The organism is Leifsonia sp. P73 (assembly GCF_051059105.1).
Classification (GTDB): domain Bacteria; phylum Actinomycetota; class Actinomycetes; order Actinomycetales; family Microbacteriaceae; genus Leifsonia.
On the sequence record NZ_CP194931.1, the window covers coordinates 1692770 to 1718447 of the forward strand.

The 25678-nt window shown below is 70.3% G+C and carries 21 protein-coding genes and 1 pseudogene; 11 read left to right on the top strand and 11 right to left on the bottom strand.

Translation table 11 applies throughout. The features are described 5' to 3' along the window. Positions 1–64: 64 nt before the first annotated feature. The 3 genes from ACQ86L_RS08625 to ACQ86L_RS08635 all read left to right on the top strand — a co-directional run bounded on the left by ACQ86L_RS08625 (position 65) and on the right by ACQ86L_RS08635 (position 3738). Positions 65–508, top strand: coding sequence for a helix-turn-helix domain-containing protein (locus ACQ86L_RS08625; RefSeq protein ID WP_434318511.1), 444 nt, complete (start codon positions 65–67; stop codon positions 506–508). A gap of 58 nt (positions 509–566) precedes the next feature. Next, the gene (locus ACQ86L_RS08630; RefSeq protein ID WP_434318512.1) at positions 567–3209 is read left to right on the top strand and encodes an MGH1-like glycoside hydrolase domain-containing protein; all 2643 of its coding nucleotides are present in this window, start codon (positions 567–569) and stop codon (positions 3207–3209) included. Between the two features lie 88 nt (positions 3210–3297). After that, positions 3298–3738 carry a DUF805 domain-containing protein gene (locus ACQ86L_RS08635; RefSeq protein WP_434318513.1) on the top strand — a complete coding sequence of 147 codons (441 nt, stop codon included), beginning with the start codon at positions 3298–3300 and terminating at the stop codon, positions 3736–3738. 6 nt (positions 3739–3744) lie between these two features. On the opposite strand, the gene ACQ86L_RS08640 is transcribed toward ACQ86L_RS08635, so the two are convergent. Further along, positions 3745–4368: a TetR/AcrR family transcriptional regulator gene (locus ACQ86L_RS08640; RefSeq protein ID WP_345833929.1), complete on the bottom strand. Its 624-nt coding sequence runs from the start codon at positions 4366–4368 to the stop codon at positions 3745–3747. A 215-nt stretch (positions 4369–4583) separates the two neighbouring features. Here ACQ86L_RS08640 and ACQ86L_RS08645 point away from each other — a divergent pair. Both ACQ86L_RS08645 and ACQ86L_RS08650 read left to right on the top strand, forming a co-directional pair. Next, a pseudogene (locus ACQ86L_RS08645) lies at positions 4584–5995 on the top strand (MFS transporter). Positions 5996–6156: 161 nt separating this feature from the next. Beyond that, entirely contained in the window at positions 6157–7599 is a 1443-nt protein-coding gene (locus tag ACQ86L_RS08650) for an AAA family ATPase (RefSeq protein ID WP_434318514.1), read from the top strand. Between the two features lie 10 nt (positions 7600–7609). Here the strand turns inward: ACQ86L_RS08650 and ACQ86L_RS08655 are convergent, their stop codons facing one another. Then, on the bottom strand, positions 7610–8104 hold the full coding sequence (locus ACQ86L_RS08655) for a hypothetical protein (protein WP_434318515.1): 495 nt from the start codon (positions 8102–8104) through the stop codon (positions 7610–7612). 56 nt (positions 8105–8160) lie between these two features. On the opposite strand from ACQ86L_RS08655, the gene ACQ86L_RS08660 reads away from it, so the two are divergent. After that, positions 8161–9792 (top strand): FG-GAP repeat domain-containing protein, encoded by a 1632-nt coding sequence (locus tag ACQ86L_RS08660; RefSeq protein WP_434318516.1) that lies wholly within the window; start codon positions 8161–8163, stop codon positions 9790–9792. Positions 9793–9811: 19 nt separating this feature from the next. Here the strand turns inward: ACQ86L_RS08660 and ACQ86L_RS08665 are convergent, their stop codons facing one another. Continuing rightward, a complete protein-coding gene (locus ACQ86L_RS08665) occupies positions 9812–10213 on the bottom strand; it encodes a VOC family protein (RefSeq protein WP_434318517.1) in 402 nt (133 codons plus the stop codon). Between the two features lie 57 nt (positions 10214–10270). On the opposite strand from ACQ86L_RS08665, the gene ACQ86L_RS08670 reads away from it, so the two are divergent. Next, positions 10271–10750 (top strand): MarR family winged helix-turn-helix transcriptional regulator, encoded by a 480-nt coding sequence (locus tag ACQ86L_RS08670; protein WP_434318518.1) that lies wholly within the window; start codon positions 10271–10273, stop codon positions 10748–10750. Between the two features lie 51 nt (positions 10751–10801). On the opposite strand, the gene paaK is transcribed toward ACQ86L_RS08670, so the two are convergent. From paaK to ACQ86L_RS08710, 8 genes are all read right to left on the bottom strand, one after another. Continuing rightward, positions 10802–12115: a phenylacetate--CoA ligase PaaK gene (paaK, locus tag ACQ86L_RS08675; protein WP_434318519.1), complete on the bottom strand. Its 1314-nt coding sequence runs from the start codon at positions 12113–12115 to the stop codon at positions 10802–10804. Positions 12116–12130: 15 nt separating this feature from the next. Beyond that, positions 12131–12556, bottom strand: coding sequence for a hydroxyphenylacetyl-CoA thioesterase PaaI (paaI, locus tag ACQ86L_RS08680; protein WP_434318520.1), 426 nt, complete (start codon positions 12554–12556; stop codon positions 12131–12133). 110 nt (positions 12557–12666) lie between these two features. Beyond that, the gene (locus ACQ86L_RS08685; RefSeq protein ID WP_434318521.1) at positions 12667–14865 is read right to left on the bottom strand and encodes a beta-galactosidase; all 2199 of its coding nucleotides are present in this window, start codon (positions 14863–14865) and stop codon (positions 12667–12669) included. After that, a complete protein-coding gene (locus ACQ86L_RS08690; protein WP_434318522.1) occupies positions 14862–16034 on the bottom strand; it encodes a glycoside hydrolase family 1 protein in 1173 nt (390 codons plus the stop codon). Before ACQ86L_RS08690 ends, ACQ86L_RS08685 begins: the two co-directional genes overlap by 4 nt. 41 nt (positions 16035–16075) lie before the next feature. After that, positions 16076–17767: an ABC transporter ATP-binding protein gene (locus ACQ86L_RS08695; protein WP_434318523.1), complete on the bottom strand. Its 1692-nt coding sequence runs from the start codon at positions 17765–17767 to the stop codon at positions 16076–16078. Continuing rightward, positions 17764–18705, bottom strand: coding sequence for an ABC transporter permease (locus tag ACQ86L_RS08700; RefSeq protein ID WP_434318524.1), 942 nt, complete (start codon positions 18703–18705; stop codon positions 17764–17766). The genes ACQ86L_RS08695 and ACQ86L_RS08700 overlap by 4 nt, the downstream gene beginning before the upstream one ends. 17 nt (positions 18706–18722) lie before the next feature. Further along, complete coding sequence (locus tag ACQ86L_RS08705) at positions 18723–19703, bottom strand: ABC transporter permease (RefSeq protein ID WP_434318525.1); 981 nt, start codon at positions 19701–19703, stop codon at positions 18723–18725. A 73-nt stretch (positions 19704–19776) separates the two neighbouring features. Beyond that, positions 19777–21426, bottom strand: a complete 1650-nt coding sequence (locus tag ACQ86L_RS08710) for an ABC transporter substrate-binding protein (protein WP_434318526.1) — start codon at positions 21424–21426, stop codon at positions 19777–19779. 509 nt (positions 21427–21935) lie between these two features. Here ACQ86L_RS08710 and ACQ86L_RS08715 point away from each other — a divergent pair. The 4 genes from ACQ86L_RS08715 to ACQ86L_RS08730 all read left to right on the top strand — a co-directional run bounded on the left by ACQ86L_RS08715 (position 21936) and on the right by ACQ86L_RS08730 (position 25672). Continuing rightward, on the top strand, positions 21936–22685 hold the full coding sequence (locus ACQ86L_RS08715; protein ID WP_434318862.1) for a substrate-binding domain-containing protein: 750 nt from the start codon (positions 21936–21938) through the stop codon (positions 22683–22685). A gap of 47 nt (positions 22686–22732) precedes the next feature. After that, complete coding sequence (locus tag ACQ86L_RS08720) at positions 22733–23674, top strand: alkaline phosphatase family protein (RefSeq protein WP_434318527.1); 942 nt, start codon at positions 22733–22735, stop codon at positions 23672–23674. A gap of 233 nt (positions 23675–23907) precedes the next feature. After that, entirely contained in the window at positions 23908–24426 is a 519-nt protein-coding gene (locus ACQ86L_RS08725; protein WP_434318528.1) for a hypothetical protein, read from the top strand. Between the two features lie 58 nt (positions 24427–24484). Next, entirely contained in the window at positions 24485–25672 is a 1188-nt protein-coding gene (locus ACQ86L_RS08730) for an alkaline phosphatase family protein (RefSeq protein WP_434318529.1), read from the top strand. Positions 25673–25678 lie beyond the last annotated feature (6 nt).

Sequence of the window (25678 nt, forward strand, 5' to 3'; positions counted from 1 at the left end):
CGCCCGGGAGCGGCACTGGCGGAGCGTCGCGACGCACATGCGCGGACCGGGCAGCGAACCGGATGTGTTCGACAACGTCCTCCTCCGCGACGCTCTGTTCCGGACGGTCGCCGCAGCGCTGCTCTCCGACTTCCCGAACGACACGCTCGACCTCCCGCCGGCGCACGACGGCGGGGTCGCGCCGCCTGCGTCGATCCGCCGGGCCATCGCCTACATGGAGGAGCACATCTCCGAGCCGATCGGGCTGGTCGACATCGCAGCGGCGTCGCGGCTCTCGCCGCGCGGGCTCCAGGACGCGTTCCGCCGCATCGTCGGGGTGTCCCCCACCCAGTACCTCCGCTCGCTGCGGCTGAGCGCTGCGCGCGCCGACCTCCTGGCGGCCGACCTGGTGCACAGGGACACCGTCTCCGGCATCGCCCACCGCTGGGGCTTCACGCACGTGCCCCGGTTCGCCGCCGCGTACCGCGCCGAGTACGGCGAGTACCCGCACGAGACGCTGGCGCGGTGAGCGGAGGGCGCCGGATGCCCGCTGGACCGGCGCGGCGCCGAGCGTCGAGAATGGCCCCATGACCCAGGTGAACCCGGCCGAGCCCGGCGCCGAGCGCGAGCGCATCCTCCAGGCGGACGACGGGACGGCCGCCTGGCGCGACTGGGGACCGTACGTCGCCGAACGCGCCTGGGGCACGGTCCGCGAGGACTACAGCGCCGACGGCGAGGCCTGGGACTTCTTCCCGCACGACCACGCCCGCAGCCGCGCCTACCGCTGGAACGAGGACGGCATGGCCGCCTTCTCCGACCTGAAACAGAACTGGTGTCTCGGCCTGTCGCTGTGGAACGGCGAGGACGCCATCCTCAAGGAGCGGATGTTCGGCCTCAGCGGCCCGCAGGGCAACCACGGCGAGGACGTCAAGGAGTACTGGTGGTACCTCGACGGCACCCCGACGCACTCCTGGAACACCTGGCGCTACCACTACCCGCAGGCCGCGTACCCGTACGAGGACCTGATCGAGACCAACGCGCGCCGCGGCAAGCTGGAGCCGGAGTACGAGCTCGTGGACACCGGGATCTTCGACGACGGCCGCTACTGGGTGGTCACCGTCGACTACGCGAAGGAGGGGCCGCACGACCTCCTGATGCGCGTCACGATCGAGAACGCCGGGCCGGAGGCCGCGACGCTGCAGGTGCTGCCGACGCTCTGGTACCGCAACACCTGGTCGTGGGGCTACGACGTCGAGAAGCCGTCGCTGCGGTTCGAGGGCGGGCGCGTGCTCGGGTCGGGGCCGGGCGGGCCGCTGGCGTTCAGCGGGGAGGGCGACCCGGAGGCGCTGTTCTGCGACAACGAGACCAACACGGAGCGGCTGTTCGGCACGTCCGACTCGCCTGCGTATCCGAAGGACGGGATCGAGGGCCACGTCGTCCACAGCGCCGCGACCGTGAACCCGCAGCAGGTCGGGACGAAGGCCGCCCTCCACTACACGGTGACGCTCGGGCCGGGCGGGACGCAGGTGCTCCGGCTGCGGCTGACGGGCGGGGCGGGCGACCCCTCCGCCATCCCCGTCCGGGACCTCGGCCCCGACTTCGACCGCGTCGTGTCCGCGCGCAAGGCCGAGGCCGACGCCTTCTACGCCGGCCTGGACAACGCCCCAGCCGACCCCGACGAGGCGCGCGTGCTGCGCCAGGCGTTCGCCGGCCTGCTCTGGTCGAAGCAGTACTTCCACTTCAACGTCGACAAGTGGCTCGACGGCGACCCCGCCGGTCCCCCGCCGCCGCCCGGCCGTGCCGCCGTGCGCAACGGGCAGTGGCGGCACTTCGACGCGGACGACGTCATCCTGATGCCCGACCCGTGGGAGTACCCCTGGTTCGCGGCCTGGGACCTCGCCTTCCACTGCGTGACGATGGCGCACATCGACCCCGCGTTCGCGAAGGCGCAGCTCGTGCTGCTGCTGCGGGAGTGGTACATGCACCCGAACGGGCAGCTCCCGGCCTACGAGTGGAACTTCTCCGACGTGAACCCGCCCACGCACGCCTGGGCGGCGATCCAGGTGTTCCTCATCGACGGCGGCCGGGACTTCGGCTTCCTCGCCCGCATCCTCCACAAGCTACTGATCAACTACACCTGGTGGACGAACAGCAAGGACGCCGACGAGGACGACCTGTTCGAGGGCGGCTTCATGGGCCTCGACAACATCGCGCCGCTGAACCGGTCGACGCTGCCGCCGGAGGTCGGGACCATCGAGCAGGCCGACTCCACCGGCTGGATGGCGAGCTACGCGCTCGACCTGCTGGAGATCGCGCTGCGGCTCGCCCGCGAGGACGACGTGTACGAGGACGTCGCCGTGAAGTTCGGCGAGCAGTTCCTCCGCATCGCCGGCTCGGCCAACAACTCCGGCATGTGGGACGACGAGGACGCCTACTTCTACGACGTGCTGCACCTGGCCGACGGCCGGGACGTCCCGCTCAAGGTGCGCTCGCTCGTCGGGCTCGTGCCGGTCGTCGCGTCGCTCGCGTACGACGAGCCGGGCGTGCGGACGCTGCCCGAGTTCCGCCGCATCCTCAACCACTACCTGGTGAAGCATCCCGAGCTGGGGGCGGCCTTCCACCGGCGGGTGATCGGGACGGAGCAGGTCTACCTGCTCGCGCTGGTGTCGCCCGAGCGCCTGACCCGCATCCTGAAGCAGGTCTTCAACCCGGAGGGGCTGCTCAGCGACCACGGCGTCCGCGGCGTCTCCGCCTACCATCGCGAGCACCCCTTCACGGTGGAGGTCGACGGCGTGGAGGCCTCGGTGGACTACGAGCCGGCCGAGTCCACGACCGGGCTGTTCGGCGGCAACTCGAACTGGCGCGGCCCGGTCTGGTTCCCGCTCAACGCGCTGCTGGTCGCGGCCCTGGAGCACTACCAGTCGCACGGCGAGACGGGGGTCCGCATCGAGGACCCGCTGGGCTCCGGCAACTCGCTCACCCCGGGCGAGGCGGCCGACGACCTCTCCCGGCGGCTGATCGCGCTGTTCCTCCCCGGACCGGACGGACGGAGGCCGTCCGATGCGCGGTACCCGCTGCTGTCGGCGGACCCGCGCTGGAAGGACAACGTCCTCTTCTACGAGTACTTCGACGGCGACACCGGCCAGGGGCTGGGGGCGTCGCACCAGACGGGCTGGACGGCGATGGTGGCGCACCTGATCCTCACGCGCCAGCGGCGCAACACGCCGTAATCCATTCGCCTGCCAGGCGCCGCGGACGCGATTGACTGGCGCCGCTCCATCTCGATGCTCGTCACGACCTTGCTCGAAAGGACCAACCATGACCACACCGCAGAGTCCCGCCGCCGCTCCACTCGATCAGCCGCTGTACGGCGCCTCGTTCGGGGAGGCCATCCGTCGCTTCTTCAAGAAATACGCCGACTTCACCGGCCGGGCCAGCCGCAGCGAGTTCTGGTGGTGGTACCTGTTCGCCATCATTATCGGGGCCGCCTACGGGATCCTGTTGGGCACACTCGGAACCATCGGCAACGGAGGCCGCGGCCTCGGCCCCATTGGCTGGGTGCTTGTGGTCGTCTACTCCCTCTGGGGGCTTGCCATCTTGGTCCCGAGCATCGCGCTGATCTGGCGACGCCTTCACGACGCCAACCTCCCCGGCCCGCTCTTCTTCCTCGGGTTCATCCCGTTCGTCGGCTGGATCATCCTGCTGGTCTTCTACCTGCTCCCGTCGAAGCCCGAGGGCGCCCGGTTCGACCGGCGCTGACGCGGCTCAGGCTCCCGGCCGGATCCCCACGGCCGGGAGCAGCACGCCGTCGATGAGCGACAGCAGGTACGCGCGGTCGACGGGCTGCTGCAGGATGAGCACCCGGTAGGCCGTCATCGACGGCATGATCATGGACAGCGTCTCCACGTCCGTGTCGGCGGAGATCTCGCCACGCTCGATCGCGCGCTGCATGAACAGCCGGTTGAGGGAGGCACGCGGCTCCACGATCGCAGCCGTCACGGCGTCCACCAGATCGGGGTCGCGGGCGAGCATCGAGGTGAGCCCTGCCATGATCTGGAGCTTGCGCTCGCCGTCCTCGATGGTGTGCGGCTTGACCATCGCCACGAGGTCGCCGCGCAGCGTGCCCGTGTCGGGCAGGTGGTCGAAGTCGATCGCGTTCTTCTTCATGCACGCGATCGCCTCGACCACGAGCTCGCCCTTGGAGGCCCAGCGCCGGTAGACCGTCGCCTTGCCCGCCTTGGCGCGCGCGGCGACCATGTCCATCGTCATGCGGTCGTAGCCGGTCTCGGCGAGGACCTCCAGCGCGGCGTCGAGGATGTCGGCGTCGCGGGTGTGGTCGCGTTTCCGGCCGAGCTTGGGCGCGGAGTCGCTGGCGTCGAGCTGCGTCATTGCGGCCTTCCCCCTGGTTCGTCTGGTGATGTCTTGTGGACCATTCTAAGGTTAATTTTAGAACTCGGGAGATCCGAAACTGCTGAGTTTCGTATATGCTGTCCCGCATGACCCAGACTTCCCCCTCTCCCTCGGTCGCGCCCGGGGCGCCGGACGGCGGCGTTCCGCACTCGCGGCGCTGGTGGACGCTCGTCACCGTGGCGATGGCCCAGCTCATGGTCGTGCTCGACTCGACCGTCGTGAACATCGCCCTCCCGGCCGCCCAGCAGGACCTCGGCTTCTCCAACGCCGACCGGCAGTGGATCGTCACCGCCTACTCGCTCGCCTTCGGCAGCCTCCTGCTCCTCGGCGGCCGCATCTCGGACCTGATCGGCCGCAAACGCGCCTTCATCATCGGCCTGATCGGCTTCGCCGGCGCCTCCGCCCTGGGCGGCGCGGCCGGCACCTTCGGGATGCTGGTCGGCGCCCGCGCGCTGCAGGGAGCGTTCGGCGCACTGCTCGCTCCGACCGCCCTCGCGGTTCTGACCACGACCTTCACGGTCCCGAAGGAGCGCGCCCGTGCGTTCGGAATCTTCGGTGCGATCGCGGGTGCGGGGGCGCCGTCGGCCTCCTGCTCGGCGGCGTGCTGACCCAGCAGTTCAACTGGCGTTGGAACCTCTACATCAACGTCTTCATCGCGATCGCTGCGATCATCCTGGCTACGGTGTTCGTCACGGCAGGCCACCGCTCCGGCCCGCGGCCGAAGCTCGACATCCCCGGCACCATCCTCGTCTCCGGTGCACTGTTCTCACTGGTCTACGGCTTCTCGAACGCGGAGAGCGACGGCTGGGACTCGCCGCTGACCTGGGGCTTCCTTGCAGCGTCCGGCGTGCTGCTGATCGCCTTCGTGCTGTGGCAGCGCCGCGCGACCCACCCGCTGCTGCCGCTGCCGATCGTGCTCGACCGCAACCGCGGCGCCTCCTACAGCTCGATCCTCATCGCGGGATCCGGGATGTTCGGCATCTTCCTGTTCGTCACCTACTACCTCGAGACGACCCTGAAGTTCACGCCCATCCAGACCGGCCTCGCCTTCCTGCCGATGATCGTCATGCTGGTCATCGCCGCACAGTTCTCGACCAACCTGTTCCTGCCGAAGTTCGGCCCGAAGGTCATGGTGCCGATCGGAATGGTGATCGCGGGCTCCGGGATGCTGCTGCTCACCCGCCTCGGCGTGACCGCGAACTACGGCACCGAGATCCTCCCCGCCCTCATGGTGATGGGCGTCGGCATGGGTTCGATCATGCCGCCGGCCATCCAGACGGCCACCCTCGGCGTCGACCGCCACTTCGCCGGCGTCGCCTCGGCCCTGGTGAACACGAGCCAGCAGGTCGGCGGCTCGATCGGCACCGCCCTGCTCAACACGCTCGCCGCGACCGCGCTGACCGACTACCTGTCGGCGCACCTGCCGCCGACGCCGCACGTCCTCCAGGAGGCGGCGGTGCACAGCTACTCGACCGCGTACTGGTGGAGCGCGGGCTTCTTCGCCTTCGGCGCCGTGCTGTCGGCGCTGCTGTACCGGCGGCGGCGGCCGGCGGTGGCGGAAGCCGCCCCCGCACCGGCAGAGGCGGACCCGGTCGCGATCCACTGATCGAAGGGCACGTAGACGCCCCTAAAACTCGGTTTTAGGGGCGTTTACGTGCCCCTCGGCTCCTGATAGTCCGCTGGACGCCGGTGGACGTGGTGGCTCGACCGGTCTACTGTCCACCTTCGGTCTGCGTTCTCCTGCGCGCGGACCGCGGAAGGAGTCCCGTGGCCCTCAACCTGCCCCTGTCACCGCACCTCAGCGTGCGCCTCGACCCGGACGCGACCGGCGAACTGCTGGTCGACGGATCGCCGGAGTGGTTCTCCGAGCCGACCACCGAGCAGTTGCGCGAGGTCGTCCTCGGCCGGGTCGGTCAGATCGCCGCGCGCGCCGGGCACCCGGTGCAGCTCACGGTCTCCGACGAGGAGGGCGACTGGCTGCTGGTCGTGCACCCGGACGGCTCCATCGGCGACGAGGAGGAGCTGGCCGCCGAGAGCATGGCCGAGCCCGTGCCGTTCGCCGATGTGCGGGAGGCCGCACGGCATCCCGAGCCGACGGCGTTCAACGACCTTCTCGGCGCCGCCGCGCGGGACCCGGAGCCGGCGACGGCGCCCTTCAACGACCTGCTCGGCTCGCCGACGTCGACGGCGCCCGTCCCGCTGCCGTCCGCCCAGACCGAGGCCCCGTCCCGGCCGGTGAACCCGTCCCCCGTCACCCCTCCCGAGCCCGTCGAGCTGGTGCCGCGCGCGCCCGAGCGGAGGTCGTTCCTCCACGTCGAGAAGCCGCGCCCCGACCTTGCGCGCTCCGGCGTCCGCGGTGCGCTCTCCCGCGCGGGCATCCCCATGTCGCCGTCGTCGGCGGAGCTGAAGGAGCGCGAGGAGCTGGAGTCCGTGAGCCGGCACTGGGCCGGCCCGCGCACCATCGCGATCGTGAACGGGAAGGGCGGCGCCAACAAGACACCGACCACCGCCCTGCTGTCGGCCGTGTTCGCCCGCAACGGCGGCTCCGGCGTGCTCGCCTGGGACAACAACGAGACGCGAGGCACGCTCGGCTGGCGCACCGAGCAGGACGACCATGACGCCACCCTGCAGTCGTTGCTCCCCGCCGCCGATCAACTCCTCTCGGCCGGCGCCCGCAGCGCCGACATCGGCCACTTCGTGCACCACCAGAACGCGGACAAGTACGACGTGCTGCGCTCGAACCCGACGATGCTGGCGACCCAGCAGCGCATCTCCAGCGCCGACTTCGACCGCCTCCACCAGGTGGCCACGAAGTTCTACCGCCTGGTGATCATCGACAGCGGAAACGACGAGTCCGCCGAGCGCTGGCTCCGGATGATCGACCACACCGACCAGCTCGTCATCGCGACGACGGCGCTCGGCGAGCATGCGGAGGCCGGCGCCCTGCTGCTGGAGGCCCTCATGCAGCGCGACGCCCAGTCGGCCCGGCTGGCGCGCGACGCGGTCGTGATCGTGTCGCAGTCGGAGCGCACCGGGCCGGAGTCGAACGTGACCCGTGTCGCCAAGGGCTTCGAGCCGCTGGCCCGCCGCGCGGTCACCATCCCGTTCGACCCGGAGATGCACGGCGGGCGACTGGCGTTCGACACGCTCGCGCCGCGGACACGGCGGGCGTGGCTGCACGCGGCGGCGGCGGTGGCGGAGGGGTTGTAGGGCTCCGCTCCTAATCGGCCGGCAGGGCGAATTCCGCCCCGGCCGCGAGGCACAGGTCGCGCAGGTCGGCGACCGCCTGATTCGCGGCGTTGGACTCCTCCACACTCACCGGTGCGCCGCCCGGCAGATTGATGCGCTCGCCGACGTCCAGGATGCGCGTCATGTACTCGGCGATCGTCTCCCACTGACCGTCCTCCCGCGCGGCCGCCTGCGCGAGCTCGGCGGCCTTCCGCTCGTTCGGAAACCTCTCGGCCGCTTTCTGCCCGAACGTGGCCGCGAAGAGCGCGCAGGCCGTTCGAATCTGCGCGACCGGTTCGCCTCCGTAGACGCTGCCCTCGGCGTCGGGAGCCGTGTCCGCGCGGGGCTCCGTCGGAGACGCTGACTTCCCGCGCTCGGGGTGCCGGGTGGAGCCCGGTGTCGTCGTGCGGTCGCTCTGAGGAGACGTCGCGTCCGGCCCGCAGCCGGCGAGCAGGAGGCAGCTCGCGGCCACCAGGATGGTAATCATCGGTGATGCTTTATTGATATTCTTCACCAGTGAATGTTACAAAAGGCCGCCCTCGTGTGCGCAATCCACGAATCCTCGCCGCCAAGCTCCTCGGAGCGTTCGGAGTCGCGATCCTGATGATCTGCGGGTTCTTCGCCGTGCCCGTCGCGGCGTCGGCGGACTGCGACATCGCGTGCGCGACGCGCGACCTCCCCGCAACGCCGCAGGCCGCGGCGAGCGCCCTGATGGAGTACCACGCCGCCGGAAGGCTGACAGAGGCGACGATCACCACCGGCTCGATCATCCGCGATGAGATCCAGCCGTTGGCCACCGGCACGCTCAGAGAGGAGTGCCGCGTGGACAAGCGGGCCCTGCAGACCCTGATCGCTGTCATCAAGCACACGGGCAGCGTGCGGGTGACCGACCTGAACCGCGCCTGCGCGCACGACGGCTCGAACTTCTGCCCGTCGGACTCGCCGCACTGCGTGAAGACCTGGGACAGCGACGGCTACATGTCCACGACAGCCATGGACATCGACCGGACCGGAGACGGGAAGGTCAACGGCAACGACACGGCGACGTTCCGGCTGCGCGCCGTCATGAAGGCGATCGTGCCGCAGGTGAACGCCGGCGCCCATATGGGACAGAAATTCTGCAGTTCGGTCAATCTCGACTCGCCGTACTTCGTGACCTTCGACGATACCTGCAACCATCAGCACGCCGACTACCGAGGCCACTCCCACGGCCTGAACGTGACGAGCACACCACCTGCGCCTCCCGCGGACTCCGATAAGGACGGGATACCCGACTCGTCCGATGCGTGCCCGTCCGACGCCGGTTACGCGATCTACGACGGCTGCCCGATTCCCCGCACGGCCAACAGCACCGATTTCACCGGCGACGGCGCGGCCGACGTCTTCTTCGCGCACCCGAACGGCAGCTGGCAGATCTCGGCCGGCGGGACCAGCGGGTGGCGTTCGCTGGCCACGGGCAACATCCCGCTCGATCGGATGCAGTTCGCCGACTTCAACGGCGACGGGGTCGCCGATGTGTTCTGGCCGGACGATGCGGGCCGCTGGCGGGTCTCCTACTCCGGGACCTCGTCGTGGACCACCCTCGCCGACGGTGGGGGCGCACGCGGCGAGGACCTCCAGCTCGGCGACTTCGACGGCGACGGCAAGGCGGACGTGTTCTGGGCCCACCCGGACAAGGCCGAATGGTGGGTCTCCTCCGGCGGCACCTCCGCATGGAAGCGGCTGCCCGTGGCCGGAGTGCCCAACAAGGACATCCGCATCGGCGACTTCAACGGCGACGGCAAGGCCGACATCTTCTACGCGCACCCGGATGGCTCGTGGCTGATCTCCGACGGCGGGGCGAGCCCGTGGCGCAGGACCGTGAAGGCCGATGTGCCCGTGGCGCAGCTGAAGTTCGGCGACGTGGACGGCGACGGCACGACCGACGTCCTGTGGCCGAGCTCGACGGACGGACGCTGGTGGGTCTCGTACGGCGCCGCATCCTCGTGGGACAAGGGTGTGCTGGCGGACGTCCCCGCCGCCGAGTTGCAGCTCGCCGACCTGAACGGCGACCGCAAGGCGGACGTGATCTGGCCCCGCGACAGCGGCGCGTGGCTCATCTCGTCCGGCGCTCGCACGTCGTGGACCGCGGGCGCGAGCGGCAACGTCTCCCACTCGTTGCTCGTGGCGCGCTAGGGGCGAGGGCGGTGGCGCCCTACCGTTCTCCGAAGCGCGCCACCGCCTCCGGCGTCACCGGGGTGAAGAAGTTGATCACCGTCCCGTCCGGGTCGCGGAACAGCATGGAGCGGTTGCCCCAGGGCAGGGTGGTCGGCTCCATGACGAGGCCGCCCGCCAGTTCCGCGATGCGGTCGCGCTGGGCGTCGACGTCGTCGACCAGGAATTCCAGCATCAGCCCGCTGTTCGAGCGCGGGGTCACGGACGCGGCGGCGAAGCGGTCCGTCAACGCGGTGGCGCTGATCGCGATCGTGCCCCGGGAGGTCACGAGTTCGGCGAACTGGTCGTTCGCCCACTGCGCGGGGATGCCGAGGGCCTGTTCGTAGAACGCGACGAGGCCGGGGACGTCGTCGGTGGGGAAGCGGACGGATGCGAAAGTCATGGCGAGCTCCTGTCTGTATCAGCCAACTTATATAAGTTGACTGATACAGTGTAAGCCATGCCCGAGCAGAACCTCCACGGCCCGCGCGACTTCGGCGACCGGCTGACCTATCTCGTCCGCCGCATCGACGGCGCGCTCGCGCAGCGGCTCGACCAACGCCTGCGCACGTACGGGCTCACCCCCGCCCAGCTCTCCGCGCTCGCCCAGCTCGACGTCGAGCACCCCGGCACCCTGACCGGCGCGCAGCTCGCCGACCGCTCCGGCGTCACCGCGCAGTCGATGTCTGCGGCGATCGCACGCCTCCTGGAGCGCGGGCTGGTCAGCCGCACGCAGAGCACCGTGCACGGGAGGCGGCTCGACGTCTCCCTCACGCCGGCCGGCGCCGAGCTCCTCCACACGGTCCAGCGCGAGACCCTCGACGCGGAGGCCGCGGTCGACTTCGGGCTGGACGACGCGGAGCTCGACCAGCTCAAGCAGACACTGCGGCGCGTCGCCCGCGCGCTCGGCGTGTTCCTGCCGGCCGACCGCGCGAACTGAAGCGGAGACCAGCCCCGGCCGTGGAGCCGCCGCCGTCCGACGTCGGCAGGGTCAGCGGTAGTCGTACACCCGCTTGTACTTGCCCTCGCTGCGCGGCAGCTCGCCCGGCTCGGCGAGCACCACGTCGACGGTCGTGCCGATGTGCACCTTGATCTTCTGCCGGAGCACCTGCGCAGCGGCCTCGCAGACCTCGCGGTCGAGCTCGGGATGACGCTCGATGCGCACGGTGAGCGCGTCCATCCGGCCGTCCTTGCGCAGTTCGAGGACGAAGTGCGGCGTCAGCGTCTCGATGCCGAGCACCAGCTCCTCGATCTGCGTCGGGAACAGGTTGACGCCGCGCAGGATGATCATGTCGTCGTCGCGGCCGGTGATCTTCTCGATGCGGCGGAGCGCCGGGTATGCGCTGCCGGGCAGCAGCCGGGTGAGGTCTCGCGTGCGGTAGCGGATGACCGGGAACGCCTCCTTGGTCAGCGACGTGAAGACCAGCTCGCCGGTCGTCCCGTCGGCCACGGGCAGGCCGGTCTCGTGGTCGATGACCTCCGGCAGGAAGTGGTCCTCCCAGACGTGCGGGCCGTCCTTCGTGACCACCGACTCGCTCGCGACGCCCGGCCCCATCACCTCGCTGAGCCCGTAGATGTCGACCGCGTCGAGGCCGAGGCGGTGCTCGATCTCGCGGCGGAGCTCGTTCGTCCAGGGCTCCGCGCCGAGGATCGCGACCTTCAGCGACGTACCGCGCGGGTCGAGCCCGGCGGCCTCGATGGCGTCCGCGATGGTCAGCAGGTAGCTCGGCGTGCACATGATGGCGTCCGGCTCGAAGTCGTGGATGAGCTGCACCTGCCGCGCGGTCTGGCCGCCGGACATCGGGATGACCGTCGCGCCGAGCCGCTCGATGCCGGCGTGCGCGCCGAGGCCGCCGGTGAACAGCCCGTAGCCGTAGGCGTTGTGGACCCTCCAGCCGGCAGCGACCCCCGCGGCCTGGAGCGAGCGCGCGACCAGGCCGGCCCAGCGCTCGAGGTCGCCCTGCGTGTACCCGACCACGGTCGGCCGCCCGGTCGTCCCGGACGAGGCGTGGATGCGGCGCACCTCGTCCATCGGCACCGCGAACATCCCGAACGGGTACGTCGAGCGCAGGTCCTCCTTCGTCGTGAACGGGAGGCGCACGACGTCGTCGAGCGTGCGGATGTCGTCGGGGCCGACACCGGCGGCGTCGAACTTCGCGCGGTAGAGCGGGACGTTCTCGTAGGCGTGCCGCACCGTCCACTGCAGCCGCTTCAACTGGAGGTCGCGGAGCTCGTCGCGGCCGATCGCCACGGGGTCGATCTCGGTCAGGTCGGGGGCGGCGGGGGCCGGTGTCGTCGTCGACATGGTGTCCTTACGGGGTCATTCGGCGGCGTTGCCGTGCTCGACGGCCGACCGGTTGGTGGTGAGCGAGCGGCCGCGGAACTCCGCGACGACGTCGCCGGTCTCGTCGGTCACGGTGACGTCGTAGACGCCGTTGCGGCCGACCACGGTGCGGCGCACGGCGCGCGCGGTGAGGGTCTGACCGGCCCGGGTGGACTTGAGGAAGGTGATGTCGGCGCCGGCGGCGACGGTCACCCGCTCGTCCTCGTTGCAGGCGATGGCGAAGGCGGTGTCGGCAAGCGCGAACACCAGGCCGCCGTGCGTGATGGCGAAGCCGTTCGTCATGTCCTCGCGGACCGTCATGGCGACGACCGCCTCGCCCGGCTCGTCCTTCTCGACCACCATGCCGAGGGCCGCGGAGGCGCGGTCCCGGAGCATCATGGGCCGCAGCGGCTCTGAGCTCATGTGCGCACCACCCACGGAACCTCCTCGTTCCTTACCGATCGTTCAGTAAATAGTGGCATCGAGGGTGCCGCGGCGCAACAGCCGGGCGAGAACTTCACCCGCGGGCGGTGCTACGACACGGGAAGGACCCGGTGCCCACGCGCCGGAAGCACCACGGGCCCGGCGCTTACCGCGACGCCATCGAGCACAGGACGAAGCGTCACCGGGTACGGCGCGACGTTGACCACGACCACCGCGGCCGCCTCCTCACTCGCGATCGGGACGCCGATCGCCCCGGGCCGATCGGCCCCGAGCTCCAGCCGCGGCTTCACACCGAGCGACTCCAGCAGCGACCGCCAGAACCCGGCGTGCACCGGGTAGTCGGCCCCGAGCACCACGCCGACCCCGCCGCCGGGCGCCTCGACGCGCATCGCCGCTGGAAGCCCGCTCCCGGTCTCCCGGAGCAGCGGCTCGCCTTCCCCGGCGAGGAGCTGGGCGCGCGTCACGCGGACCTCCCGCGCTCCGTGTTCGACGAGCGGACCGGCCGCGCGCACGCTCGGGAAGTACGGCCGGTCCGCGTGCATGCTCTCCACCACGACGCCCGCGCTGCTCAGGCCGAGCGCGTCGGCGAGGACGGTGCACGCCGAGCCGTCCGCGTCCTCGGCGGGGAGGTCGCCGGCGAGCAGCAGCCGGCCTCCCGTCGCGAGGTGCCGTGCCAGGAACTCCTGCACGCCGCGGCCGAGCTCGCGTCCCGTCGCCAGGACGATGAGTTCGCGGTCCCGCCCGTCGCGGCTGTCGGCAGGCGCGCCCGCGCTCCACGCCTCGTCGCTGCCGGCGGCGGCCTGGAGGTCGAGCGCCCGGAAGCTCCAGCCGCCGAACACGAGCGCGCGGGCGAGGGTCTGCCGCACGCCGAGGCCGCGGTGCAGCTCGCGGTCGCGCACCTGCTCCGCGCGACGGGTGGCCGCCGGATGCCGGTACTCGGTGAGGTAGTGGTCGGCGACGAAGCCGAGCACCAGGTCGTCGGTGAGCTGCGTCGCCGTCGCGAACAATCCGGCGTGCTCCGTCACGGTGCGCGCCGCCTCCACGACGCCGTCGAGGCCCGCGGACGGTGCGCCCTCCGGCCCGATCGGCGCGGCGAACCCGTGCCGCTCGCCCGTGAAGGAGATGCGGTCGTTGCCGTCGCCCACCGGCTCGTCGAGCAGCGGGTTGATCCCGCCCGCGAACAGGTAGTAGTTGATCAGCCGGGTGCCCTGCGCCACGTCGAGCAGCGTCTTGAGGACGGTCGCCTCCGGCGAGACGAGCCGCGCGAGGTCCTCGCTGTAGTCCCCGCTGCCCGCGTCGAACTCCAGCGCGGTGAGCGGCTGGTCCGAGTCGTTCACCGCGGCGGTGAACGCGTTGGCGACGTAGAGGTCGGCGGCGTCGGTCACAGTGAGCTCGCCCAGGTACATGTCGGTCCCCGCGGCGACGCCGGGCCGGCCGCGGTAGGCCTGCGCGAGCTGGCTGACCCCGATCGGGAACGTCAGCCCGCGGCCGGCGTCGGTGCCGTGGATGTTGACGAGCAGCGGCGCGGTGATCCCGGCGTCCCGCGCCCAGCCCTCCAGGCGCTGCAGGTAGGCGGCGTAGCGGCTGCGCACGAACCGGCCGAGCTGCTGGTGCAGCGCGAGCTCCGCATCGGTGTGCGCCGCCCCCGTGCGCGGGTTCGTCGTCTCCCCCGACCACTGCGCGAACGCCCGCAGCGCGTCGTCGGTGAGCGTCGGGGTGTTCGACACCCAGTCGAGCATCCCGACCTCGTTGTCCACCTGCACCGCGATCACCGGGCCGCCGTGCTCGCGCAGCCGCGCCGCGATCACCGGGAGGACGGCGTCGAACCAGGCCGACGACTCGGCCAGGAACGCCGGGGCCAGGTAGTCGAGCGAGTGCGTCGATCCGGGCTCCCCGTCCCAGCCGAGCTGACGCAGCTCGGGATGCTCGCGCAGCACGCGGAACGGGATGCCCTCGTTCTTCAACTCCGCCATCTGGAACGGTCCCGGCCGCGCGATGAACCACAGCCCGTGCTCGGCGCAGAGGTCGATGAAGGCGCCCAGGTCGCGCTCGGGCCGGGTCGCCCCGGTCAGGTCGATGGTGCCGTCGGGGAGCTCGTGCCAGATCCACGGGATGTACGACGCGACGGCGTTGAGGCCGGCCTCCCGGGCGGCCACGAGGCGGTCCGCCCACTCGTCCCGGGGCACCCGGAAGTAGTGCACCTCGCCGGCGAGCACCATCCGGGGCTCGCCGTCGATCAGGATGCGCGAGCCCGCCAGCCGGGTCGGGAGCCCGGGCACCGCGCTCACAGCCCGTTCTGCCGCGCGATCGAGCCCAGCCGGCCGAGGGACGGCTTCGGCGTGCGCTCGAAGGTCTCCAGGTCGACGCCGATGAGCCCGAACGTCGGCCGGTACCCGCTGGCCCACTCATAGTTGTCGAGGGCGCTCCAGTGCAGGTAGCCGCGCACGTCCACCCCCTCGGCGATGGTCTCGTGGATGGCGCGCAGCGACGCCTCGGTGTAGTCGATGCGGCGGCTGTCGTCGGAGGTCGCGATGCCGTTCTCGGTCACCATGATCGGCGTGTGCCCGCTCTTCTCCCACGCCGAGCGGATGCCGTCGGCGGCGGCCTGCGGGAAGTACTCCCAGCCGGTCAGCGTCGTCTCGGCGTCCTCCGCCACCGGGCGGGGACCCTCCGGCCCGATGAAGGTGCGGGTGTAGGCCTGAACCCCGACGAAGTCGTCGTCCGCGGACTCCTCCAGGTACCAGTCGTCGCGCGGGTAGCCGTACTCGTGCAGCATCTCGGCGGAGCCCGGCTCGTCGGTCGGGATGAAGTCCTGCGTGGCGATGGTCCAGCCGCTCTGCAGGCCGGGGACCGACGACAGCACCTCGCGGGAGCGCCTGTGTGACGCCAGCAGCGCGTCGGCGACGTGGAGGTCGGGGTTCGGGAGGCCGTAGGCGACCAGGTTCTCCGCCTTCTCCCCTCCGGCCAGCATCGCCGCGATGTTCGGCTCGTTGATCGTGCACACGTAGCGCACGCCGTCCTCCAGGATCGGCAGCACGGTCTCGGTGTAGCGCGCGAACAGGTCGGGCGCCTCCGGGTTGCGCCAGAATCCGGCCTGGTCCATCCAGCGCGGCACGGTGAAGTGCATCAGCGTCACGACCGGCTCCAGGCCGACGTCGAGGCAGGCGTCGATCATCCGCCGGTAGTGGTCGAGGTTGGCGCGCGAGACGAAGCCGCGCTCCGGCTCGATGCGGGCCCACTCCACCGAGAAGCGGTAGCTGTTCAGGCCGGCGTCGGCGAGCAGCCGGAGGTCCTCCGGGTAGCGGTTGTAGTGGTCGGCGGCGTCGCCGCTCGGCTCCACGATCGTCGTGCCGGGGGTGTGCTCCATGACCCACCAGTTGCTGTTGACGTTGTTGCCCTCCACTTGGTGCGCGGCGGTCGCGGCGCCCCAGAGGAAGCCGTCGGGAAAGGTGAGCACAGAGTTCTCCTTCGTCGTTGTGGATGGAAGTCGGGGATCGGTCAGCCGCGCGACGGCGTCGGCACGGCGTCGAGCAGCCGCACCGTGTAGTCGTCCTGCGGGCGCTGCAGCACCTCGGCGGTGTCGCCGCGCTCGACCACGACGCCCTTGTCGAGCACCATGATCCGGTCGGTGACGAGCCGCGCGCTGAGCAGGTCGTGGGTGATGTAGAGCATGGACACGCCCCGGGTGCGGCGCAGCTCCTCCAGCAGTGCGAGGACGCCGGCGCGCAGCGACATGTCGAGCATCGAGACCGGCTCGTCGGCGATGATCACCTGCGGGTCGCTGGCGAGCGCGCGGGCGATGACCACCCGCTGACGCTGGCCGCCGGAGAGCTGGTGCGGCAGCCGGGTGGCGAACTTCTCGACCGGCGTGAGGCCGACCGTCTCCAGAAGCTCCAGCACGCGCATCCGGGCGGCGTTGCCGCGCAGGCCGGTGAAGTTCTCGACCGGCCTGGTCAGGATGTACTCCACGGTGTGCAGCGGGTTCAGCGCCGCGTACGGGTCCTGGAACACCATCTGCACCTCGGAGTGGAGCTGCTTCAGCGCGCGCCGGCCGCGGAGGGTGTCGATGCGGGCGTCGCCGAACTGGATCGTCCCGGAGGTCGGCCCCTCCACGCCGGTGATCATCTTGGCGATGGTGGACTTGCCGCTGCCGCTGGCGCCGACGAGCGCCATCGACATGCCGGGCTCCAGGGTGAACGACACGTCGTCGACGGCGCGCGTCGCACTGCCGCGGCGACCCTTCGGGTAGACCTTCGTGAGGTTCGAGACCACGATCGGCGAACGCGCGCCGATGCGCTGCCTGGCCGCGTTGCCGGCGGCGCGGGCTCCCGCGACCGCGCTGGTGACCGGCGCCGGCCGAGCCGCGCCCTCCTGCCGCCGCTCCAGCCCGGGCACGGTCACCTCGGCGGCCCGAGGGTCCCCATAGTGGCTCAGCAGCATCTGCGTGTACGGGTGCTCCGGCGCGTTCAGGATGCGCTCGCTCGGGGCGTCCTCCACGATCACGCCGTCGTGCATGACGAGCACACGCTGCGTCGCCTCCAGCACGACGCCGAGGTCGTGGCTGATCAGGATCGCGGTGAAGTTCTCCGACGCCTGGAGCTGGCGGATGGTGTTCATCACGGCGTGCTGCACGAGCACGTCGAGCGCCGTGGTCGGCTCGTCGAACACCATCAGCCGCGGCTCCAGGGCCAGCGCGAGCGCGATCGAGACGCGCTGGCGCATCCCGCCGGACAGTTCGCCCGGGTAGCGGGAGAGCGTCGACTCCGGCAGCTCCACCTTCGCGATGAGCTCCTCGGCGCGGGCAACGCGCGCCCGCGGTGGCACGTGCCCGTGCGCGGCGAAGATGTCGAGGAAGTGGTTGCGGATGGTGCGCACCGGGTTGAGCGCGTTCATGCCCGACTGCAGCACCATCGCGAAACCGCCCTGGCGCTGGGTGCGCACCTCCTCGATGGAGAGCGCGGCGATGTCGGTGCCGTCGAACAGGATGCGGCCTCCCGCGATCCGCGCCGGCGGCTTGGACAGCCGGGTCAGCGCGAACCCGAGCGTCGACTTGCCGGAGCCCGACTCGCCGACGAGCCCGACGAACTCGCCCTGGCCGAGCTCGAAGCTCACCTTCTTCACGGCCTCGAACGACCGGCCCTTGCCCTCGTCGTAGACGACGGACAGGTCTTCGACCTTCAGCAGGCTCATCGTGCGGCCTTCCTCTCACGCAGACGGGGATTGCTCAGCCCGTCGACCCCGAAGTTGATGAACGTCATGGACACGGCGAACAGCGCGATCATGAAGCCGGGCGCGAAGAGCTGCACCCACTGGCCGGTGAGCAGCACGTTGCTGTTCTGCGCCCAGAAGAGCATCGTTCCCCAGCTCACCGTGTTCGGGTCGCCGAGGCCCAGGAACTCCAGGCCGGCCTCCGCGAGGATGGCCGCGGTCGCCGCGCCGAAGAAGCTCGCGACGATCAGCGAGGTCATGTTCGGCAGGATCTCCCGGAACACGATCCGGCTCGGGCTCTCGCCGCTGAACTTCGCCGCGGTGACGAAGTCGCGGGAGCGGAGGGTCTGCGTCTGCGAGCGCAGCACGCGGGCTCCCCACGCCCAGCCCGTCACCACCACGACGAACACGATCACGGCGATGCCGCCGTTGTGCAGGTAGGCGGCGATCACGATCATGAGCGGCAGCGACGGGATGACGAGGAACAGGTTGACGACGAAGCCGACCCCCTCGCCCCAGAACGCGCGGACGTAGCCCCAGCTCAGCCCGACCAGGATCGCGACGATCGTGCTCAGCACGCCGGCGATCAGCGCGACCGAGACGGACACCCTGGCGCCCCAGATGAGCTGGGACAGGACGTCCTGGCCGACGCCGGTGGTGCCGAGCAGGTGCGCGGCGCTGCCGTCCTGGCTGTGCGGGAACGACGTGTCGTGCGGGTCATAGGGCGCGAGCAACGGCGCGAAGATCGCCATCAGGATGAAGAGCGCGAGCAGCACGATGCCGAAGCGCGCCTTGGGCTCGGACCACACCGTCCCGAACGCGCGGCCGACGACGCGCAGCGGGTTCCAGCCCTTGCGATCGTTCTCCGCAGCGGCAAGCTCGGTGGCCCGGACGTGCGAGGTCGTCGGAGTCTGCGTCATGGTGGGTTCCTTCTGCGTCATCGTCTGGTCCTCGGGTCGAGCACGCCGTACAGGATGTCCACGAGGAAGTTCGCGATCAGGACGCTCACCGTGATGATGAGGAACAGCGCCTGCATCAGCGGGTAGTCCTGGTTGGTCACCGCGTGGAAGAGGAGGAGGCCCACGCCCGGGTAGGCGAAGACGGTCTCCACCAGGAGGGAGCCGCCGACCACGCCGCCGAGCACCATGCCGAACGACGTGAACTGCGGCAGCAGCGCGTTGCGGGCGGCGTAGCGCAGGGCGACGGTGCGCGTGCGGAGCCCGTTGGCCTCCGCGAAGGTCACGTAGTCCTCGCCGAGCGTGTTCACCATCGTGTTGCGCATCCCGATGATCCAGCCGCCGAACGCGGTCAGCAGGATCGTCAGGCCGGGGAGGATGCCGTGGTACAGCGCATCGGTGAAGAAGTCCCAGCTCCAGTTCGGCGTCGCCGTCTGCGAGTACGCGCCGCTGGTGGGGAACCAGCCGGCCACGTAGCCGAGGAAGAACAGCAGCAGCAGCGCGATCCAGAAGTACGGGAACGCGGAGAGGAACTGCCCGCCGACGGTCGGGATGGTGTCGAAGGCGGTCCCGCGCTTCCACGCCGCCAGCACGCCGAGCAGCGTGCCGAGCACGAACGCCAGGATCGTCACCGTGCCGACCAGGACGAGCGTCCAGGGCAGCGCCGCGCCGATGAGGCTGGAGACGGACTGCGGGAAGTAGCTGAACGACGGCCCGAAGTCGAAGTGGACGATCTGGCCCAGGTACGTCACGTACTGGTCCCACAGGCTGCCGGTCGGCACGCCGAGCTGGGCTTCGATCGAGGCGCGCATCGCGGGCGACACCGGGCCGTTCTGGCTGAGCTTGGCGATCGCCGCGTCCGCGGGCGAGCCGGGCATCAGTCGCGGCAGGATGAAGTTGACCGTGACGGCCGCCCAGAGGGTGAGGACGAAGAGTCCCAGCTTTCCGAGCAGATAGCGCACGACGACCTCCTTTCCGTGTTCGGGCTGGCGGGATCGGGGCCGGTCGCGGACATCGCCCGCGACCGGCCGGCGATCACTTCGCCTTCGTGAGGTGGGTGAGGATCAGCAGCGAGTTCTCGGTCCAGGTGGCCGGGGTCGCGTACGGGTCGCTCTCGCTCGGCCAGCCGGTGAAGCTCTTGTCGCTGAACAGGCCCCACAGGCCGCCGTAGAACATGCTGATGACGGGCATCTTGTTGTACATGACCTCCTGGAGCTGGTCGATGTACTTCTTCTGGTCGCTCGTCGAGGTGGCCGAGCGGAGCTGCTGCAGCAGGCTGTCCGCCTGCGGGTCGCTGAACCGCTCGAAGTTGCCGGAGGCCGACGTGCCGACCGGCTTGGCGAACTCACTGCTCATCAGGGTGTTGAAATCCTGGTAGACGCTGCCGGCGCCGCCGAACGCGCCCATCAGGAGCTGGAAGTCGCCGTTGTTCTGCGCCTGCGTGTACGCGGCCGGCTGCGGCTGGTCGATCGTCACGGTGATCCCGATGGCCTGCAGCTGCTGCTGGACGGCCTGCACTCCGCGCAGCCAGTCGGTGTAGCCGTTCGGCGTGGTGATCGTGACCTGGAGCGGCTGACCGGAGGCGTCGACGAGCTTGCCGCCCTTCTGCGTGTAGCCCGCCTTGGCGAACGACGCGAGCGCCTTCTGGGTGTCCTGCGAGATCATGCCCTGGTTCGGCAGCGACGAGTTCAGCCACGACTGCGCGTTCGGCAGCAGCAGGCCGTTCTGGCCCGCGGCCTTCACGTAGCCCTCCTCGGCGTCCTGCGCGATCTTGTCGCGGTCGAGGGAGTAGCTGAGGCCCATCCGGAAGTCCAGATTGTTGAACGGGGCCTTGGTCAGGTTCGGCATCAGCGAGATGGTGCCGCCGGGCGGGAACCAGTACTTGTTGTGCTGCTTGTTCGCGCCGACCCAGGTCTTGTCCACGTTGTCGATGAACGAGTAGGCCCAGTCGTAGCCGCCCTTGACGAGCTGGAGGCCGGTGTTGGAGGCCGGCAGCACGAGCTTCTCCGCCGCGACCTTGTCGGCCTGCCAGTACTTGGTGTTCTTCACCATCGTGTACTGGTTCGGCGCGAAGGTGCCGACCGTGTACGGGCCGGTTGCGACCGGCTTCTCGTTGGCCCAGGTCACCGGGTCCTTCACGGACTTCCAGATGTGCTCGGGAACGATGATCTGCTGGTCGATGATGCCGGCGGCCGGGACGTTCGGCGCCTTGAGGTGGAACGTCACCGTGTCGCCGGACGAGCTGATCGTGTCGATGTTCTGCCACTGGCCGAGCAGGTCGAGCGCGGAGGTCTTCTTGATGAGGTCGAACGTGTAGACGACGTCCGCCGGGGTGAACGGCGTGCCGTCCGACCAGTTCACCCCCTTGCGGATCGTGTACTGGATCGTCTTCGGGTCGACGACCTTGTCGCCCGTCGCGAGGAACGGCGTGGCCTTGCCGTCGATGGAGTTCACGACCTGGAGGGGCTCGTACATGTAGTGCGCGCCGGTGCGCGTGTTCGGCGAGAACGGGTTGAAGTTGCGTACGAACGTCGGGTTTCCGCCGTCCGCCCCGAAGAGCAGCGAGCCGCTGGCTCCCGAGTTGCTGTTCGACCCGGAGGTCTGGAGGCTGCAGGCGCTCATCGCGAGCAATGACGCGGCGGCGGCGAGGGCGACGAGCGAACGCTGGAGGCGCGTCCTGGACATTTTCATCGCGGTGTGGTCCCTTCAGTCGACGATGACTTGGTGCTCCGTCACTGTAAGCGCATACGGAACGTCTTTCAACCCCACCCGAAACAAGTTTCCCCGTGTCACAATGAGATCCTGACAACGGATTCACAGACGAACTCGGGGGGAAACGTGGCGAGAAAACCGACGGTGTATGATGTCGCCGCGCACGCGGGAGTGTCCATCGCGACGGTGTCCCGCGTCCTCACCCGACCCTCCGATGTACGCGCTTCCACTCAGGAGCGGGTGCTCGCCGCGGTGCGCGAATTGCGGTACGTGCCGAGCGGAAGCGCCCGCGGTCTCGCGGCCCGCCGCACCGGTGTGCTCGGGCTGTTCCTGCCCGGCGTGGACGCGGTCCAGGACCTCAGCGACCCGGTGGTCAGCGACACCGGAACGGTGGAGGTCCGGCGCGACCCCGCCACGCCCGACCACGGCAACGCGGCCAACCTGTACTTCGAGGAAGTGCTGCGCGGCTGCGAGCTGGAGGCGTGGCGGCAGGGCTTCTCGCTGATGATCTGCGTCGGCCGAGGCCGCACGCCCGAGGGGCTCGAGCTCACGCTGAACGATCTCGCAGGGAAGGTCGACGGCCTCGCCGTCATCGCGCAGAGCGCACCGCACGACGTCCTGAAGCGGATCGGCGACACCATCCCGGTCGTCTACCTGGCCGGGCAGCGCCGCGGCGACGACTTCGACCACCTCACGGTGCGCAACCGGGAGGGCATGCGCGCCCTCACCGAGCACCTGATCGACGACCACGGCATCCGCGACCCCGTGTACCTGACGGGCCCGTTCGACTCCCCCGACGACGCCGAGCGCTACGGCGGCTTCGCGGACGCGCTGGAGGGCCGCGGCATCAACCCGACGGCGCTCCCCGTGCTGCACGGCGAGTTCTCCCGCGAGCGCGCCCGCGCCGTCGCCGAAGACCTGATCGCCCGCGGCAGCCTCCCCGGGCCCTGGTCTGCGCCAACGACCAGATGGCGCTCGGCGTCCTGGACGCGCTGCGCCCGGCCGGCGTGCGCGTCCCGGAGGACATCATCGTCACCGGCTTCGACGGCATCGACGAGGGCGCCCGATCGGAGCCGCGCCTGACGACGGTGATGCAGCCGATGCTGGAGCTCGGCCGCGCGGCGGTGCGCGCGATGGTCGCCCGCCTCACCGACCCCGACCTGGACCCGGTCAGCACGGAGCTGCCGGTGACGGTCCTGCTGCGGGAGAGCTGCGAGGGGCCGCTGGGCTGAACGGATCGGGTCGCCCGATCCTCCTTCGCCCGGCGTACGGTACTTCCATGAGCGGGAGAGCCCTGGCCGCGTGCGCGCTCGCCGGCGTGCTCGTCCTCGCCGGGTGCGTACCTGGCGCGGCGCCCACGCCGACAGGCGCGCCCGCCGCGACCCCGGCGCCCACGCGCCCTGCGCCCTCCACGCCACCGGCCGCCGTCGCGACCGCGATTCAGCACATCGTCGTCATCGTGGACGAGAACAAGCCGGCCGGATCCGTCATCGGCGACCCGCAGGCCCCCTACCTGACCTCGCTCGCGCGGACCGGCGCGCTCGCCACCGCGTACTCGGCGATCACGCACCCGAGCCTCCCGAACTACCTGGCGCTCACGAGCGGGACGACCGCGGGGATCACGACCGACTGCCCTCCCGGCGGCTCCTGCCTGGTCACCGGCCCGAACCTCGCCGAGGAGCTGGACCGCGCCGGCCGCTCCTGGCGGATGTACGCCGAGAGCATGCCGTCGCCGTGCACGACGGCGAACACCAGCCTGTACGCGGTGAAGCACAACCCGTTCCTGTACTTCCCGAGCGTGACGGGCTCCGCGTCGTACTGCGCGGCGCACGACGTCCCGTATTCGCGCTTCGCCGGCGACCTCGCGTCGGCTGCGACGCTTCCGGCGTTCTCCTTCATCAGCCCGAACCTCTGCGACGACATGCACGACTGCTCGGTCGCGGCGGGCGACGCGTGGCTGAAGGCGAACGTCCCGGCGATCCTGGCGTCGCCGGCGTTCACGACGCAGCGCTCGCTCCTGGTGGTGACGTTCGATGAAGGGGATTCGTCGGACAACGTGGTCGCGTGCGTGCTCGCGGGGCCGGCGGCGCGAGCACACACCGTCGTCGGGACGCCGTTCACGCACTACTCCCTGCTGCGGACGATCGAGGAGGTATGGGGGCTGGCGTCGATGACCGGCGCGGACGACGGGGCGGTGGGTATGAAGGGGATGTTACGGTAAGGGACGAGTCTCCCTAAAACATCGACTTATACATATTGACACAAGATCGTGAAACGTGACAGTGTCGAACAAGCCGGAACCGGCATCCGCCCACCTACGAACATTGCCGGCAGAGACCGGCGTGTTGGAGTAACGTGCTTCGCGATCAGCTCACACCGCACCGAAAGCGGGCGATCGTCCTCGTCGGAGGCGCGGCCGGCCTCCTCACCGTCGGGATAGGGGCATCGATCGGCATGAGCAGCGCGACCGCCGAAAAGTACGCGTCCAACGGCCCCGAGCCGCGCTCGGTGATCGGAGCGCTCGGCCCTCCGACAGAGGTGTTCCCCGCGGGCGTCGACACTGAAGGGCTGATCGCGGGAGGAATCGACCGAAGCACGCTGCGGAAGCTCGGGTCGGACGGACCGAAGTCGTTCTGGACAGGCGTCGATCACGCGGGCGACATCTGCCTTGTCACCGTCCTCGACGTGCAGGTCACGACCGCGGCGGCGTGCAGCGCTCCGAAGGACGTGGAGGCGAACGGGCTCGACCTTTCCGCTGCCGGCGCCAGCACTCGGCTGGACGACGGCCCCATCGTGGCCGTTCTGCTCCCGGACTCGGTCGACGCCGAGCCGATCACGGCGGGGAAGCATCCGTGGACGAGGTACGGAGACAACTTGCTCGTCGCCAAGCAGTCCGAGATTCCCGAGGACGTGACGTACGAGTTCGGCCGCAAGCGCGGTCATAGCGGACCGAAGATCAACTACCCCGGGTAGCGCGAATCGCCCCCATCCCCTCTGGCGTGTCGCCCACCCGCGTGCTTCCGTGGGACGCATGGCAGCGGTGAAGCGCGTGATCGTCTTTATCCAGGAGAACAAGACAACCGACTTCTACTTCCCCTCCCTCGCGGAGTGGGGCGCCGAGGTCGCCAATCATGGGAATCTGCGCACCAGCGCCCCCGACTTCGACCAGCCCCACGACCGGAACGCGTGGGTGCACTACGCGATGGGCGACTATCCCGCCGAGCCGATGCAGCTCGACAACGACCAGGTCATCCCCTATTACAGCTGGCTCGCCAAGAACTTCGTGTTCAGCGACCACCACTTCGGCTCCGGATCGAACTCGACGCCCGGCCACATGCTGGCCGTCGGCGGACAGATGCCGACGCTCAAGAACCCGCCGTTCGTGGGCGCGCACCCGGTGTGGGACCTGCCCTCGATCTTCAGCGTCGCCGAGAAGGCCGGCGTGAGCTGGGGAGCGTTCCCCGACCAGGACGGCTACCCGGTCAAGTTCTACACGACCACGTCCACGGCGCCGGGGTCGAGCGAGGTGCACCCGCCGTCGCAGTTCATCCCGATGGCGAAGGGCGGGACGCTGCCGGACGTCTGCTACGTCTGGTCTCCCGGCGGCTACGACGAGCACCCGCCCGCGACGCCCGCACCCGACTACGTGACCAAGGGCCAGGGCCTGGTCTGGCAGCGCGTGCAGGCGGTGATCGATGGCGGCGGCTGGGACGAGACGGTCTTCATCCTGACCTGGGACGACTGGGGAGGCTACGCCGACTCAGTGCCGACGCCGGCGATCGAGACGGCGCCGGACGCGCTGCACCCGGACGGCTTCCAGGTCATCGGCGGATCGCGCATCCCGCTGCTCATGTTCGGCGGCGCCGTCACCCAGGCGATCGACCCGGAGTGGCACTCGCACGCGTCCATCCCGAAGACGATCTGCGACCTGCTCGGGCTCGGCACGTTCGGGGTGCCGCGCGTGGACGACGCGCCCTCGCTCGCGCACCTGGTGCAGCCGGGGCTCGGGAGGCCGGTGCCGCCGGCCCCGGGCAGCACGATCACGCAGCCGACCCCGCCGAGCCCGCGGCCGGCTCCGGTGGCGCCGAAGCCGTGGCCGGGGCCGTTGGGCCAGCCGCTGCCGGCGCTGGTGACGCTCGACGGGAGCACCGTGCCGGCGCCGGTGGACGGGAAGGTGAATGCGAAGCCGCCGAAGGCGCCGGTGGCGCCGCCGGCGTGAGCGATG